The 14,182-nt window shown below is 69.1% G+C and carries 14 protein-coding genes and 1 pseudogene; 4 read left to right on the top strand and 11 right to left on the bottom strand.

Features of this window, described 5'->3' with window-relative positions; genetic code table 11:
* The first annotated feature begins 189 nt into the window (after positions 1–189).
* Entirely contained in the window at positions 190–1,656 is a 1,467-nt protein-coding gene (locus OG953_RS14735; RefSeq protein ID WP_405691831.1) for a sensor histidine kinase, read from the top strand.
* A 174-nt stretch (positions 1,657–1,830) separates the two neighbouring features.
* Here OG953_RS14735 and OG953_RS14730 read toward each other — a convergent pair whose 3' ends face one another.
* Together OG953_RS14730 and OG953_RS14725 are read right to left on the bottom strand one after the other, a co-directional pair.
* Complete coding sequence (locus OG953_RS14730; protein WP_003953983.1) at positions 1,831–2,088, bottom strand: WhiB family transcriptional regulator; 258 nt, start codon at positions 2,086–2,088, stop codon at positions 1,831–1,833.
* A gap of 319 nt (positions 2,089–2,407) precedes the next feature.
* Entirely contained in the window at positions 2,408–3,376 is a 969-nt protein-coding gene (locus tag OG953_RS14725; protein WP_405684656.1) for a diacylglycerol/lipid kinase family protein, read from the bottom strand.
* 238 nt (positions 3,377–3,614) lie between these two features.
* Between OG953_RS14725 and OG953_RS14720 the strand changes: the two genes are divergently transcribed.
* Positions 3,615–3,992 carry a hypothetical protein gene (locus OG953_RS14720; protein ID WP_405691829.1) on the top strand — a complete coding sequence of 126 codons (378 nt, stop codon included), beginning with the start codon at positions 3,615–3,617 and terminating at the stop codon, positions 3,990–3,992.
* Positions 3,993–4,142: 150 nt separating this feature from the next.
* Here the strand turns inward: OG953_RS14720 and OG953_RS14715 are convergent, their stop codons facing one another.
* From OG953_RS14715 to OG953_RS14705, 3 genes are all read right to left on the bottom strand, one after another.
* Complete coding sequence (locus OG953_RS14715) at positions 4,143–5,096, bottom strand: RNA polymerase sigma factor SigF (protein WP_405684655.1); 954 nt, start codon at positions 5,094–5,096, stop codon at positions 4,143–4,145.
* Positions 5,093–5,506: an anti-sigma regulatory factor gene (locus OG953_RS14710; protein WP_376234011.1), complete on the bottom strand. Its 414-nt coding sequence runs from the start codon at positions 5,504–5,506 to the stop codon at positions 5,093–5,095. Before OG953_RS14710 ends, OG953_RS14715 begins: the two co-directional genes overlap by 4 nt.
* Before the next feature lie 231 nt (positions 5,507–5,737).
* Entirely contained in the window at positions 5,738–5,998 is a 261-nt protein-coding gene (locus OG953_RS14705; protein WP_405684653.1) for a UBP-type zinc finger domain-containing protein, read from the bottom strand.
* Between the two features lie 35 nt (positions 5,999–6,033).
* Here OG953_RS14705 and OG953_RS14700 point away from each other — a divergent pair, with 35 nt between their 5' ends.
* On the top strand, positions 6,034–7,638 hold the full coding sequence (locus OG953_RS14700; RefSeq protein WP_405684651.1) for a Na+/H+ antiporter: 1,605 nt from the start codon (positions 6,034–6,036) through the stop codon (positions 7,636–7,638).
* 65 nt (positions 7,639–7,703) lie between these two features.
* On the opposite strand, the gene OG953_RS14695 is transcribed toward OG953_RS14700, so the two are convergent.
* From OG953_RS14695 to OG953_RS14670, 6 genes and pseudogenes are all read right to left on the bottom strand, one after another.
* Positions 7,704–8,639, bottom strand: a complete 936-nt coding sequence (locus OG953_RS14695) for a 1-aminocyclopropane-1-carboxylate deaminase/D-cysteine desulfhydrase (RefSeq protein WP_405684649.1) — start codon at positions 8,637–8,639, stop codon at positions 7,704–7,706.
* 34 nt (positions 8,640–8,673) lie between these two features.
* Positions 8,674–9,093 (bottom strand): XRE family transcriptional regulator, encoded by a 420-nt coding sequence (locus tag OG953_RS14690; RefSeq protein ID WP_405684648.1) that lies wholly within the window; start codon positions 9,091–9,093, stop codon positions 8,674–8,676.
* Between the two features lie 331 nt (positions 9,094–9,424).
* Positions 9,425–10,372 (bottom strand): transposase, encoded by a 948-nt coding sequence (locus tag OG953_RS14685; protein ID WP_405684647.1) that lies wholly within the window; start codon positions 10,370–10,372, stop codon positions 9,425–9,427.
* A gap of 119 nt (positions 10,373–10,491) precedes the next feature.
* Positions 10,492–10,755 (bottom strand): annotated as a pseudogene (locus OG953_RS14680) (N-acetylmuramoyl-L-alanine amidase); the annotation flags it as partial.
* A gap of 84 nt (positions 10,756–10,839) precedes the next feature.
* Positions 10,840–12,036 carry a globin domain-containing protein gene (locus OG953_RS14675; protein ID WP_405684646.1) on the bottom strand — a complete coding sequence of 399 codons (1,197 nt, stop codon included), beginning with the start codon at positions 12,034–12,036 and terminating at the stop codon, positions 10,840–10,842.
* A 95-nt stretch (positions 12,037–12,131) separates the two neighbouring features.
* Positions 12,132–12,581, bottom strand: a complete 450-nt coding sequence (locus tag OG953_RS14670; protein ID WP_405684645.1) for an RrF2 family transcriptional regulator — start codon at positions 12,579–12,581, stop codon at positions 12,132–12,134.
* A gap of 178 nt (positions 12,582–12,759) precedes the next feature.
* Here OG953_RS14670 and OG953_RS14665 point away from each other — a divergent pair, with 178 nt between their 5' ends.
* Complete coding sequence (locus OG953_RS14665) at positions 12,760–14,166, top strand: family 2B encapsulin nanocompartment shell protein (RefSeq protein WP_405684643.1); 1,407 nt, start codon at positions 12,760–12,762, stop codon at positions 14,164–14,166.
* Positions 14,167–14,182: the final 16 nt, after the last annotated feature.

Below are 14,182 nucleotides of genomic sequence, written 5' to 3'. Positions count from 1 at the left end.
GTACCTCGATCCACTCTCCTGTGCGGGGAGAGCGGAAGCTCTGTCTTGAGCATTGTGGACTAGACCATTCGTCCGTGTCCATCCATCGGACCGCCGCAATTTTCCGGGCCCCCACCCTTACACGTGCGGCCGGGTCGTTCGGTTCGGAACCATCGCCCATCCGCGGGTACGCTCGCACACGTGCCCTCCATGAACGACCTCGTCCGCCAGCACACAGCCCTCAGTGACACCGACCTGGAGTGGCTGCATCTGCTGGTCTCGGAGTGGCAGCTGCTCTCCGATCTGTCCTTCGCCGACCTCGTGCTGTGGGTTCCCACCCGCGACGGCACCCGCTATGTGTCCGTGGCCCAGATGCGGCCCAACACCGGCCCCACCTCCTACCAGGACGACATGGTCGGCCACTTGGTGCCGCGCGGCCGCCGCCCGCTGCTCGACGCGGCGCTGGACGAGGGCCGGATCGTGCGCGAGGGCGACCCGGAGTGGCGCGAGGAGGTGCCGGTACGGGTCGAGTCGATCCCCGTACGCCGTGAGGGCCGGGTCCTCGGAGTCATCGCCCGCAACACCAACCTCCTGACCGTCCGTACACCGTCCCGATTGGAGCTCACTTACCTCCAGTCGGCCTCCGACCTGGCCCAGATGATCGCCGCCGGGTCCTTCCCGTTCCCCGGCCAGCAGGTCGACATGGACGCATCGCCGCGCGTCGGCGACGGGCTGATCAGGCTCGACGCCGACGGAGTCGTCCAGTACGCCAGTCCCAACGGTCTCTCCGCGTACCACCGCCTCGGCCTCGCTTCCGACCTGGTCGGCCAGCACCTGGGCGGGATCACCGCCGAACTCGCCCCCTCCCGCGGCCCGGTTGACGAGGCCCTGGTCAAACTCGCCAGCGGCTACGCGCCCCGTGAGTTCGAGGTCGAGTGCGCGGGCGGGGTGATCCAGCTCCGGGCGATCCCGCTCAAGCCCAAGGGGGTCAGGATCGGCTCCCTGGTCCTCCTTCGGGACGTCACCGAACTGCGCCGCCGTGAGCGGGAGTTGATCACCAAGGACGCCACCATCCGGGAGATCCACCACCGGGTGAAGAACAACCTCCAGACCGTCGCCGCCCTGTTGCGGCTCCAGGCCCGCCGGATGGACTCCCCCCAGGGCCGCGAGGCGCTCAACGAGGCGGTGCGGCGCGTCGGTTCGATCGCCATTGTCCATGAGACGCTGTCCCAGAATCTGGACGAGCGGGTGGAGTTCGACGAGATCGCCGACCGGGTCATCGCGATGGTGGCCGAGATCTCCCCGGGCAAGGTCACCTGTCGCCGTACGGGACGCTTCGGCATTCTCGACGCCGAAGTGGCCACACCGCTGGCGATGGTGCTCACCGAGATCCTGCAGAACGCCCTGGAACACGCCTTCACCCTCGCCGAGTCCGGCACGGTGGAGGTGTCGGCGGTACGCGGCGGTTCCTCCGTCGGGACGCGGCTGCTGATCACGGTCCAGGACGACGGCTGCGGACTGCCCGAGGGTTTCGACCCGCAGCGCGCCGGCAACCTGGGGCTGCAGATCGTGAGGACGCTGGTGGAGGGCGAGCTGAGCGGCACCTTCGGCATGGTCCCGGCCCCGGACCGCGGCACCCAGGTCGTCCTCGACATCCCGGTCCGCGCCCAGAAGTAGCCCCGGCGGCCGGCAAGGCACGAACACAGCAGTGAGCCCGGACCGTTGATCACGGTCCGGGCTCACTGTTCATGCATGCGCTTCGGGGGTACTGCGCGCTGCGACTCGGGGGGCGGGGTTGTGCGTACGCTCTGTACGCGCCGCCTGGCTGAGGCTCGTAGCGGTGGCGTCGGATCAGGCGCTGGCGTTACGCGCCCGGTTGCGAGCGGCACGGCGCTTCATTGCGCGGCGCTCGTCCTCGCTGAGGCCACCCCAGACGCCGGAGTCCTGACCGGACTCGAGCGCCCACTGCAGGCACTGCTCCATGACGGGGCAGCGACGGCAGACGGCCTTGGCTTCCTCGATCTGCAGCAGCGCAGGACCGGTGTTGCCGATGGGGAAGAACAGCTCGGGGTCTTCCTCACGACAAACGGCGTTGTGACGCCAGTCCATGGCTGCTACCTCTCCTTGGTATTACATACTGGTGCTTGTGAATGTGAACGCTTTCACGAATCCCCCCGCAGATGACGGGCCGACGCCCAGATGAACTGGTTGTGGTCCTGTGAAGTGAGGAGGGGTTCTGGCTCTCAGTGGAGGCCGTTGTTGCGGGCCGTCCCGATCGCCATGTAGAGATTCGCAAACCTCGGCTGCGGATACAACCCCTTCTGGAAACTTTTTTTTGATTCCTCGGTGTCGGCTAGGTCACAGCCGTACTTCTATGGGGTGGAGCCCAGCCCAAACGTTCGAGTTAAAGGACTTTGGCCCCTTCCACTCACACAATCACACGCAGTGCACGGCGTACGCCTGTGAACGTCACACTGGTACGCACTCCCAGGTGGTCGCCGTCCATCTGGAAGGGCAGCGGCACCTTTGAATGCAAGGTGAAGTCTGTGAGGTCATGGAGTGAAACGGCGTGCTTGCCGGACGGGCCCTTCTCCGGGCTCGAAGTGAGCAGCTGGGTGCCGTAGCGGGCGACCGCCGAGGTGGAGAGCCGCTTCAGTCCGAGCACGTCCAGGCCGGTGTCGAAGGTGGCCTTCGGGGACGCGTACATGGGGCGATTCCCCAGGTACGTCCACGGAGCCGTGTTGGAAATTATGGACAGCGCGAGGCCGGTGACCGGTTCCTGTCCGGGTGTCTCCAGTGTCATCGCCCCGTGCCGTCGGTGCGGCTCCTCCAGGAACTGCCGGACCACCTGGCGTACATACAGCGCATGCGTCGAGCGCTTGCCGCGTTCGCGTTGCTGTTCGACCCGGCCGACCACGCCCGCGTCGAATCCGAGCCCGGCGCAGAAAGTGAACCAGCGTTTCGGAACCGACTCGTCCTCGGTGCCCGGGGTGCCGGCCGCCAGTCCGAGACCGACCGTGCGTTCGGTGCGGTTGGCGAGCGCGTCCAGGATCGCTCCGGTGGCCTCCACCGCGTCGTTGGGCAGGCCCAGGGCGCGCGCGAAAACATTGGTGGAGCCGCCGGGAACCACCGCGAGACTCGGCAGGTTGTCCAGGTCGGGGCCGTTGTGGAGCAGACCGTTGACGACCTCGTTGACCGTGCCGTCGCCGCCCAGGGCGACCACCAGGTCGATCTCCGAGGAGTCCGCGGCCTGCCGCCCCAGATCCCGGGCGTGGCCCCGGTACTCCGTGGTCACGGCCTCCAGCTTCATCTCGCTGGCCAGCGCGTGGATGAGCACATCACGCGTCCGCGCACTGGTGGTGGTAGCAGCTGGATTGACCACAAGGAGTGCGCGCATGACGGCCAGACTACCTACCGCGTGGTATCGGTCTGAAGTCCTGCCCCATGACCTTCACTCTCGGTGACGACCCGGGCGCGGTCGGACGGGGCCGTCCGTTTCCCGTACGGTTCCCGACCCCGGCTTCGCTTTCGCAGGGCCGGGATGTCAACCTGCAAGGGTGAGTACTCAGCAGAACACGCCCTCCTCGTCGCCTTCGCCGTCGGTCGGACCGGCGAAGCCGAGCAGGATCACTCTCGTGGCCGGACTCACCGCCCTGGAAGGGGCGGCGCTCGCCGGCGGCGGTGTCTACATGCTGGTGAGGGGGCTGCTCGGGCACCCCGAGAGCCCGCAGCAGGCGGAGATGGGCGGCCTCACGCTGATCGCGCTCGGCCTGATCCCGCTGTTCGCCGCGCGTGGTCTGCTGCGGCGGCGCAGCTGGAGCCGCGGCCCCGCACTCATCACGCAGATCATCGCGCTTCCGGTGGCCTGGACGCTGCTGAGGTCCCACGGCGCACTGATCCCGGCCGGGATCGTCCTCGCCGCGGTGGTCCTGATGGCGCTCTACCAGCTGGTCAGGCCGACGACGGTCGAGGCACTCGGTATCCGCCGACCGGGCACCACGCCGGACGCCTGAGCCGGATGCCCGATGTCCGGGTGAGGCGGCCTCCGGGCGACGCCGACTCCCCGGGCGCAGGTGCTGCACGTACGACCGCCGGGCGCAGCTGCCCCGCGCGCGGGCACGGCCGTTTCCGCCGGCCCCCGCGCCCGAATCGGCCCCTTCGCGTTACTCCTCGACGAGCAGCCGCTCGCGCAGCTGCGCCAGTGTGCGCGCCAGCAGCCGCGAGACGTGCATCTGCGAGATGCCGACCTCCTGCGCGATCTGCGACTGGGTCATGTTGCCGAAGAAGCGCAGCAGCAGAATCCGCTTCTCGCGCGGCGGCAGGTCCTCCAGCAGCGGCTTGAGCGACTCCCGGTACTCGACGCCCTCCAGCGCCTCGTCCTCGGAACCCAGCGTGTCCGCGACCGCCGGGGACTCGTCGTCCGTGTCCGGCACGTCCAGCGAGAGCGTGCTGTACGCATTGGCCGATTCCAGGCCCTCCAGGACCTCTTCCTCGGAGATGCCCAGCCGTTCCGCCAGCTCGTGCACCGTCGGCGAGCGGCCGTGCTGCTGGGAGAGTTCGGCGGTGGCCGTGGTGAGCGAGAGCCGCAGTTCCTGGAGCCGGCGCGGCACCCGGACCGCCCAGCCCTTGTCACGGAAGTGGCGCTTGATCTCGCCGACGACCGTCGGGGTCGCGTACGTCGAGAACTCGACGCCGCGGTCCGGGTCGAACCGGTCCACCGACTTGATCAGGCCGATCGTGGCGACCTGGGTCAGATCGTCCAGCGGCTCGCCGCGATTGCGGAACCGGCGGGCCAGATGCTCCACGAGCGGCAGATGCATCCGTACCAGCTGATTGCGCAGCTCCGCCTTCTGGGCCGACCCGTCGGGAAGCTCGCGCAGTTCGATGAACAGCGCCCGCGCCCCGCTGCGGTCGTGTGGATCGTGGTGCCCGTGCTCGCTCATCTGGCCTGCCCGCTCCGCCTGCGAATGCTCCACCGCGACCGTACGGCCCGCAGGCCCGTCCGCCCCGTCCTCCGGATGGGGCAGGGCCTGCTGCTCCGGGATGCCTGCTGGTCGCACCACCCCTGGTCGGATCGTCTCGTCCCGCACAGGACCGTCCCCGTTCCCGTTGCTCACGCCGGCCCGGGTCCCGCGCCGCGCTGTTTGTAGAGGCTGATGCTGACAGTACGGTCGTCGGCGACCGAGGAGTCGACCTTTCCGGCCAGTGCGGAGAGCACCGTCCAGGCGAAGGTGTCTCGCTCCGGCGCCCGGCCGTCCGTCGTCGGGGCCGACACCGTCACCTCGAGAGAATCATCGATGAGCCGGAAGACGCAGCTGAGGACGGAGCCCGGCACGGCCTGCTGAAGCAGGATCGCGCAGGCCTCGTCGACCGCGATGCGAAGATCCTCGATCTCGTCGAGAGTGAAGTCCAAGCGCGCTGCGAGACCGGCCGTTGCCGTACGCAGCACCGACAGGTAGGCACCCGCAGCGGGCAGCCGGACCTCTACGAAGTCCTGATTCCCGGGCTCGCCTGCGATCTGGGACACCCTCACCTCCAAGGTGGCACAAACTCTTTCGAGGATCCGGGAAGGGTGCCCCGGAGCCATGCGGTACGTCTTCGGTTCTGGTCCGGCGACGCTATCGCGATCCATGATGCCGTGTCGCCGGGCCCCCAGCCCATGACTGTCACTCATGGTAAGCCCATGAGTACACACGGTGGGTAGGGGTCTGCGGCGGTCAATTGCGAACAACCGGCGCCGGTTTGACGTACCCAGGCGTCAGACGATCGAACCGTCCTCGAAGCACCAGCGCCAGCTTTCGCCCGCCTCGAAGCTCCGCATCACCGGATGACCGGTCTCCTTGAAGTGTGCGGTGGCGTGCTGCAGCGGCGACGAATCGCAGCAGCCGACATGACCGCAGAGCAGACAGAGTCGTAGCTGCACCGGGTGGGTGCCCGCCTCGAGGCACCCGAGACAGGTCCCGCTGAGCGGGACCGGCTCGGGGCGCGGCAGTTCGGACACGTGCGCGCAATCACTCATGATTGCCAGGTTACGACGGATGCGAGGACCGTGAAATGGACGCATTGCCGCTGGTGGCATTGGTCGCGGCCAGTGCGGCCGTGGCGGGGGCCGCCCGCCGCACCCCGGTGCCGGCCCCCCTGCTGTTGGTCACGGTGGGGCTGATCGCCTCGTATCTGCCCGGGGTGCCGACGTACACCCTGGACGCGCACGTCGTGCTGCCGCTGCTGCTGCCGCCGTTGCTCTATACGGCGGCCGTCGACAGCTCGTACCTCGACCTGCGGGCCAATCTCCGGCCGGTCGCGCTGCTCTCCGTCGGCTACGTCCTGTTCGCGACCGTCGCGGTCGGCTGGCTGGCGTACCGCCTCGTGCCGGACCTGCCACTCACCGCCGCGCTGGTGCTCGGCGCGGTCGTCGCCCCGCCGGACGCCGTCACGGCCGCCGCGATCGCCCGCCGGGTCGGGCTGCCCGGCCGGGTCACGACGATCCTGCAGGGCGAGTCCCTGGTGAACGATGCCACCGCGATCACTGCCTACAAGGTGGCCCTCGCCGCCGCCGTCGGCGAGGGCATGAGCTGGGGGGCCGGGATGGGTGAATTCCTCCTTGCCGCGGTCGGCGGTGTCGTGGTCGGCCTGGCGCTGATGGTGCCGCTGCACTGGCTCCGTACGCACCTCAAGGAAGCCCTGCTGCAGAACACGCTGTCACTGCTGATCCCCTTCGTGGCGTACGCGGCGGCCGAACGCGTACACGCCTCCGGAGTGCTCGCCGTGGTCGTCGTCGCGCTCTATCTGGGCCACCGCTCCTGGCAGGTCGACTTCGCGACCCGGCTCCAGGAGGCGGCCGTCTGGAAGATGGTCGCGTTCATCCTGGAGTCCGCGGTCTTCGCGCTGATCGGGCTCCAGCTGCCCTTCGTACTGAAGGGGCTCGGCACGTACGCAGTGGCAGACGCCCTCTGGTACGCGGTGGCCGTGTTCCTCGCCGTCGTCGTGGTCCGCTTCATCTGGGTCTACCCGGCGACGTATCTGCCCAGGTGGCTGTCGAAACGGATCAGGGAGCGCGAGCCCGAGACCAACTGGACGGCGCCGCTGATCGTCGGCTGGGCCGGGATGCGCGGGGTCGTCTCGCTCGCCATCGCCTTCTCCATCCCCATGCTCACGACCGACGGGCAGGCCTTCCCGGCCCGCAACCTGGTGCTGTTCCTGACCTTCACCACCGTCATCGGCACCCTCGTTGTCCAGGGGCTCAGCCTGCCGCTGCTGGTGCGCGTCCTGAAGCTTCCGGGGCGCGATGTGACGGCGGAGACCCTGGCCGAGGCGCAGGCGCAGAGCGAGGCGTCCACGGCCGCCGAGGCGCGCCTGGAGGAGCTGCTCACCGACCGGCGCAACTGGCTGCCGGGACCGCTCACCGACCGGCTGCGCACCGTCCTGGAGCGCCGCCGCAACGCGGTGTGGGAGCGGCTGGGTGCGGCCAATCCGGTGACCGGGGAGTCGGTGGACGACACGTACCGGCGCCTGGCCAGGGAAATGATCGAAGCCGAGCGTGAGGTCTTCGTGCGGCTGCGGGACGAGCGGCAGATCGACGACGAGATGCTCCGCACGCTGCTCAGAAGGCTCGACCTGGAGGAGGCGGCGGCCTACCGGGAGGAGTCGGAAGCGCCTTAGCTCAGACCGACCGGCAAATGGGAGGCGGAGCCGGTGGGCCCCAGGACCTGTCCAGTGGGATGCGCCTACGGCCGGCCCGTGACGACGGCCGCGACCGTGGTTCCCGCGGGGAACGCGCCCTCCTCGGCCAGCGCGGTGAGTGCGTACAGCAGCTTGGCGACATAGAGGCGCTCGACGGGCAGCCCGTGCCGCTGCTCGAAGTCGTCCGCGAAGGCGTGCAGCTGCGGGGTCGTACGGGCGTAGCCGCCGAAGTGGAAGCGTTCGTCCAGGCACCACGACCCGGCGGGCCCGCCGAACGCCTCCTGCTGCAGTTCCCGTACCGCGTCGCCGAGGAAGCCGCCGCGCAGCACCGGGATGCCGAGGGCGCGCTGCCCCGGTGCGAGGCCGGCGGCCAGTCCGGCGAGGGTGCCGCCGGTGCCGCAGGCAACCGCGACCACATCGGCCCGGCCGCGCAGCTCGCGGCCCAGCTCCGTACAGCCCTGTGCGGCCAGGGCGTTGCTGCCGCCCTCCGGGATGACGCAGCACTCCCCGAAGGCGCTCAGCAGCCCCGCCAGGACGTCTGGATCGGCCTTCGCGCGGTACGTCGTACGGTCCACGAAATGCAGGGTCATTCCGTCGGCGGCGCAGCGGGCGAGCGAGGGGTTGAGGGGACGGCCGGCCAGTTCGTCACCGCGTACGACCCCGATGGTGGGGAAGCCGAGCAGCCGCCCGGCGGCGGCGGTGGCCCGCAGATGGTTGGAGTACGCGCCGCCGAAGGTCAGCACGGTGCGCCCGGCGGCGGCCCGCAGGTTGGGGGAGAGTTTGCGCCATTTGTTGCCCGGAGGGTACAGCTCCACTGGTCCAAGTGCAGCCGTATCCCAGTCCAGCGTGGTGTGAATGAGATCGTCCCGCTTGAGCAGCAGCCGAACGCCCTGGCGGGCGAATCGGTCGTCGTGGACTTCTTCCAGGGGGGAGGGCGGCCGGGGCTGGAGTGCAAGGGCGAGATTTACGGGCTGGCTCACCCTGTCATTGTCGCTCTGACCGTTGGCCGCGCGTTCACGGCGTCCGGGGTACGCCCCGGTTCCACAGTTCCTCGGCGTGCTCGGCGAATCTGTCGAACATCCCGCTGTCGCCCTGGCGGCGCAGATGCAGGAGAGGCGAGTCGTGGCCGACGAGCCGGGCCAGGTGGGGTGTCACGACTGCGTCGTGGTCGAACCTGAACACGGACAGGGACACGTGGTTCACGGCATCCTCGGCGCTGCTGAATCGCGTTTCCAGGCCCTCCAGCGGACCAAGCCGTCCCAGGTGCTCCAGGCTGATCCGGATGCGCGTTGCGACGCTCAGGGCGACGTCCTCGATGGCCTCACGCTGGCGGGTCACTTCCCCGTCGGGATCACCGAGCAGGAAGCGCACCCGGCATCCCTCTGAGATCTTCCTGCGCAGTGTGTCGACGAATGCGGGTTGCTCCAGCCACACGAAGTAGTTCGTGATCCGGCCAGGAAGATGTCCGTCGTGGCACCTTCGATCAGCTCGCCCCACACCGTCGACGGGCAGGCCGATCGGTACGGGTATGCGTGTACCAACTCGCGGTCGTGACCGGTCTTCACGCGTTCCTGTACGGCCTTCGGCCAGATCATCTCTTCGTCCACCTTCAGCGCCCGGCACGCGTCGACACGGTTCCTTGCATGAGGTACCAACTCGGCATCGGCCAGCCACCGTTCCACGGTCTTGGGTGCCACGCCGATACGGGCGGCGAGTTTCCGTGGCGAGAGCTTGGCGTCTGCCATAGCCGATCGTAGAGCGACGTTCAAGACTGGATCACGTGCGGCGCATCCGGCTCACAGGTCTCGGTCAGGTGGGCCTTGTAGCCGGTCCAGCCCGAGCCGCGCTTGATCCCGTAACGGGCATCGGTGTCATAGGGCGAGCACAACCGGTGATGAACCGGCGGGAGATCCTTGCCCTCCCGCCGGCGCACCCCCCTCTCGTCGCGGTGGTACTGCTGGACCCAGGAGACCCGCAGGACCTGCACCGCCTCGATCTCGCGCAGCCAGTCCGGAGCCGCGGGGGCGTAGACCGCCTCCAGGAGGACGAACCCGTTCCGTCCGACCTGCTCAGACCACTGTTCACGGACCTCTTCGCCCTTGGGGAAGCGGTAGTCGTCCACGCGCGGCCCGTAGCGCTCGGCCCACTCGGCCGTGACCAGGCCGGACAGCCATGCCGGGGCAGCGACCGCCAGCGCCTCCAGCGCCGCCCGCAGCGTCTCGCCGACGAACTCCATCCTGTTCGGCGTCCGCACCGCCGCCAGCACATGCGTGGAATCGGTCCGCTGTCGGCCACCGGCCTTCAGCAGGCCCAGCCCGCGCAAGCGTTCCAGCACCAGTTCCAGCGTCGTCTGTTCCAGTTTGTGCTCGATGAGACGGGAACGGAACAGGCTCAGCACGGAGGCTTCGAATCCGGGATCGTCCAGCTCCAGGCCGAGCAGAATCTTCCAGTCCATCCGGGCCCGCACCTGGTCAGTGGCCTGCCGATCGGTCAGCCCCTCCGCATACTGCAACACCGACACCAAAGCCAACGCCCCCGGCGAGACAGCCGGACGTCCCCGGACGGCAAACGCCCCGGCGAACGCCTCGTCCTCAAACAGCGGGCCCAACGCCTCCCGGATCCGCACCGCCAACGTCCCCTTCGGGAACGCTGCCCGCACCACCCGGGCCGTCACCTCCGGCACCCCACGATCAGCCCGTGGCTCCAGCGACATCTCTCTCGGCCCTCCCGCCCACGACCACAACAATCGTGACGGACCAACGACCCAGCCCTGCTCGAATCACGCATTCCTCAGCAGAGTCCTGAAGGGCGGAGCACTGGCCAAGATCAGAGGTAGAAGTGCCTGTTCCCGTCGGTGTTGGCCTCGTTGTCGGACGTGAGGCGCTTCTCGGCGACGACGGCGCGCAGTACGTCGTCGTCGCTGAGTCCGGCGTGGTTGGCGCGGCCGTAGCCGACCAGGTGGATCCGGCCGTCCTTGGCGATCACGCCGTGGCACAGCGGGCCGGGCAGCTCCGGACAGCCGTCGCGGCAGATGCGGACGGTGGAGGCGGTGCCCTCGGTGGCCGTGTGGTGGATCATCACGCCGCTGACCGGGCCTCAGGGTCTCCGGCCCATCCTCGGACCGGTTGTTCGGGCCGTGTGCGAGCCGTTCCGGTCAATTCCGCCAGCAGTGGGCCGGGTTCAGCCCTGGGCGAGCCACAGGTCGGGGCCGAACACCTCGTAGTGGATGTCCGCAGCCGGGACGCCCTTGGCCAGCAACTGGGTGCGTACGGCGCGCATGAAGGGCAGTGGTCCGCAGAGGTAGGCGTGGGTGCCGGGGGCGATCGCGAGGCCGCTCAGGTCGACCCGGCCGGTGCGGTCGGCCCGGTGGCCGGGTTCCGGGGTCTCGTACCAGAAGTGGGCGACGGCGTCGGGGAGTTTGCCGGTGAGCAGGGCGTGGTCGGTGCGCATCGCGTGGTCGGAGGGGGAGCGGTCGCCGTGCACGACGGTGACCGGGGCGCGGTGTCCGGTCGCCGCGAGGTGTTCCAGCATCGACAGCATCGGGGTGCAGCCGATGCCCGCGGAGGCGAGCAGGAGCGGGGCGTCGACGGAGTCGAGTACGAGATCGCCGTACGGGGCGGAGACGCGCAGCCGGTGGCCGGCCCCGACCTCGGCGTGCAGATGGCGGGAGACCTCGCCGTCGGGCGAGCCGCCGCCGTGCACCCGCTTGACGGTGATCGAGCGGAGCGGGGAGCCGGGGGCGCTGGAGAGGCTGTACTGGCGTATCTGGCGGGCCCCGTCGGGGAGTTCCACCTGTACGGAGACGTACTGGCCGGGGCGGAAGGCGGGGGCGGGTGCGCCGTCTGCCGGGCGGAGCTGGAAGGTGGCGACATCCGCCGTCTCCTCGATCCGGGTGGCCACCTCCCACTCGCGCCACACGTCACCGGCGACGACGCCCTGCTGTGCGTACAGCCGCTCCTCGATCGAGATCAGGGCGCCCGCCATCAGCCAGTAGACCTCGTCCCAGGCGGCGGCGACCTCCGGGGTGACCGCGTCGCCGAGTACCTCGGCGATGGCGGCGAACAGATGGGTGTGCACGATGTCGTACTGCGCGGCGGTGACGCCGAGCGAGGCGTGCTTGTGCGCGATCCGGCTGAGCATCACGTCGGGGCGGGTGTCCGGGTGCTCGACCAGCTGGGTCGCGAAGGCGGCGATGGAGCCCGCGAGAGCCTGACGCTGGGCGCCGGACGCCTGGTTGCCGCGGTTGAAGAGGTCACGCAGCAGCTCGGGGTGGGCGTCGAAGAGCTTGCGGTAGAAGAGATCGGCGATGTCTCCGATGGCCGCGCCCACGGCGGGGAGGGTGGCACGGACGGTGGTGGTCGACGTCTCGGAGAGCATCGGTGACTCCTCGTTCCTTGAATTGGTATTTGAGATTCGTATTTTTGGGCAGTGTGAAGCCGGGCGGTGGCGCCCGTGGTGTGGTGTGCAGTGGCTCAGTCGGCGGCCGGGCGGCCTCTGCTGATGCCGATCAGCAGCGGCCCTGTGGGGGAGGTGACGAGTTCGGAGACGGTGATCGGATCGAGCGAGGCGTAGAAGGCGTCCTCCGCCTGGCGCAGGGCGCCGCGCAGTCGGCAGGCCGAGCGCAGGGGGCAGGGGGTGGTGCCCTCGCAGTCGACGACGTCGCCGGGTCCCTCCAGCTCCCGGACGAGTCCGCCGATCGAGGCGGCCCGGCCCGCTCCGGTGAGGCTGAGCCCGCCGCCGCGGCCCCGGCGCGCCTCGATGAGGCCGAGGTGCTGGAGCTTGGCGACGACCTTCGCGGTGTGGGTGTACGGCACCTGCATGGTCGCCGCCACCTCCCGGGTGGTCGGCGGGTCCTCGTTCTCCGCGACGGCGAGGCGCATCAGTACGCGCAGCGCCACGTCGGTGAATCTCGTCAGCCGCATGACGGACACGGTAGATAAGTTGCATCAGGGATGCAAATTAATGGGACCCGTGGACATCGCTGAGCGTCGTGCCCAGCCCCAAGCCCGGATAGTCACACTCTTTTGTGTAATGGCGTGCCGACTCTCCGTGCTGAAAGGCTTCTTCACGCAGGTCAGCCGATGATCGAGAGGACGTCAGATGTCCGTTGGTGAAGAGGTTCAGGACGCGCCGGTGCCACCGCAGCAGAGTCTGGGCACGGCGGCGGCGCGGAACCTCGCGACGACCACCAAGTCCGCTCCGCAGATGCAGGAGATCACCTCACGGTGGCTGCTGAAGATGCTGCCATGGGTGCAGGTACAGGGTGGCACCTACCGGGTGAACCGCAGGCTGAGCTACTCGGTCGGGGACGGCCGGGTGACCTTCGTGCAGACCGGTGACCGGGTCGCGGTCATCCCCGCCGAGCTCGGAGAGCTCCCCGCCCTGCGGGAGTTCGGCGACGAGGAGGTGCTCGGCGAGCTGGCCCGGCGGTGCGAGCAGCGTGAAATCGCAGCCGGCCAGGTACTGGCCGGCGCCGGGGACACGGCGGACCGTGTCTTCCTGCTGGCGCACGGCAAGGTCGAGAAGGTCGGCAGCGGCCCGTACGGGGACGAGACGGTGCTCGGGGTCCACGCCGACGGGGCCTACTTCGGCGACCACGCCCTGATCGACGGCGACGCCGTCTGGGAGTACACGGCCCGTGCCGTCACCGCCTGCACGGTGCTGACGCTGAGGCGGGCCGATGTGCTGAATCTTGCCGAGCGCGCGGATTCGCTCCGCACCCATCTCGCCGGACTGCTCAGCATTCCGCAGCAGCGCACCAACAAGTACGGCGAGGCGGAGATCGATCTCTCCGCCGGCCATGTCGGCGAAGCCGTCGTCCCGCACACGTACGTGGACTATGAATCGGCGCCGCGCGAGTACGAACTCAGCGTCGCCCAGACCGTGCTGAAGGTCCACAGCCGGGTCGCCGACCTCTACAACCAGCCGATGAACCAGACCGAGCAGCAGTTGCGGCTCACGGTCGAGGCGCTGCGCGAGCGCCAGGAGCACGAGCTGATCAACAACCGCGAGTTCGGTCTGCTCAACAACTGCGACTACGGGCAGCGCCTCCAGCCGCACGACGGGGCGCCCGGCCCCGACGACATGGACGAACTGCTCTCGCGCCGCCGCGGCTCGAAGCTCTTCCTGGCGCATCCGCGGGCCATCGCCGCATTCGGCCGTGAGTGCAACAAGCGCGGTCTGGTGCCGGAGAGCGTGGAGGTCGGCGGACACCATGTGCCGGCCTGGCGGGGCGTACCGATCTTCCCGTCCAACAAGATCCCGGTCACCGATGCCCGGACCACGTCGATCATCTGCATGAGGACGGGTGAGGCCGAGCAGGGCGTCATCGGACTCCAGCAGACCGGCATCCCCGACGAGATCGAGCCCAGCCTGTCGGTCCGGTTCATGGGCATCGACGAGCAGGCGATCATCTCCTACCTGGTGACGGCCTACTACTCCGCAGCCATCCTCGTACCGGACGCCCTCGGCGTACTGGAAAACGTAGAGGTCAGCCGCTGGCGGTAGCCCATCGGGGGCCCGG

The sequence above is a fragment of the Streptomyces sp. NBC_00057 genome, from assembly GCF_045041165.1.
Taxonomy (GTDB): domain Bacteria; phylum Actinomycetota; class Actinomycetes; order Streptomycetales; family Streptomycetaceae; genus Streptomyces.
Note: the sequence above shows the minus strand (reverse complement) of the source record. Positions and strands in the feature narration are given on the sequence as shown.

What these genes read in the sequence shown, in the direction of transcription:
- OG953_RS14735 (WP_405691831.1), top strand. Translation starts at nt 190, where the DNA reads ATGAACGACCTCGTCCGCCAGCACACAGCCCTCAGTGACACCGACCTG.
- OG953_RS14730 (WP_003953983.1), bottom strand. Translation starts at nt 2,088, where the DNA reads ATGGACTGGCGTCACAACGCCGTTTGTCGTGAGGAAGACCCCGAGCTG.
- OG953_RS14725 (WP_405684656.1), bottom strand. Translation starts at nt 3,376, where the DNA reads ATGCGCGCACTCCTTGTGGTCAATCCAGCTGCTACCACCACCAGTGCG.
- OG953_RS14705 (WP_405684653.1), bottom strand. Translation starts at nt 5,998, where the DNA reads ATGAGTGATTGCGCGCACGTGTCCGAACTGCCGCGCCCCGAGCCGGTC.
- OG953_RS14700 (WP_405684651.1), top strand. Translation starts at nt 6,034, where the DNA reads ATGGACGCATTGCCGCTGGTGGCATTGGTCGCGGCCAGTGCGGCCGTG.
- OG953_RS14685 (WP_405684647.1), bottom strand. Translation starts at nt 10,372, where the DNA reads ATGTCGCTGGAGCCACGGGCTGATCGTGGGGTGCCGGAGGTGACGGCC.
- OG953_RS14675 (WP_405684646.1), bottom strand. Translation starts at nt 12,036, where the DNA reads ATGCTCTCCGAGACGTCGACCACCACCGTCCGTGCCACCCTCCCCGCC.
- OG953_RS14670 (WP_405684645.1), bottom strand. Translation starts at nt 12,581, where the DNA reads ATGCGGCTGACGAGATTCACCGACGTGGCGCTGCGCGTACTGATGCGC.
- OG953_RS14665 (WP_405684643.1), top strand. Translation starts at nt 12,760, where the DNA reads ATGTCCGTTGGTGAAGAGGTTCAGGACGCGCCGGTGCCACCGCAGCAG.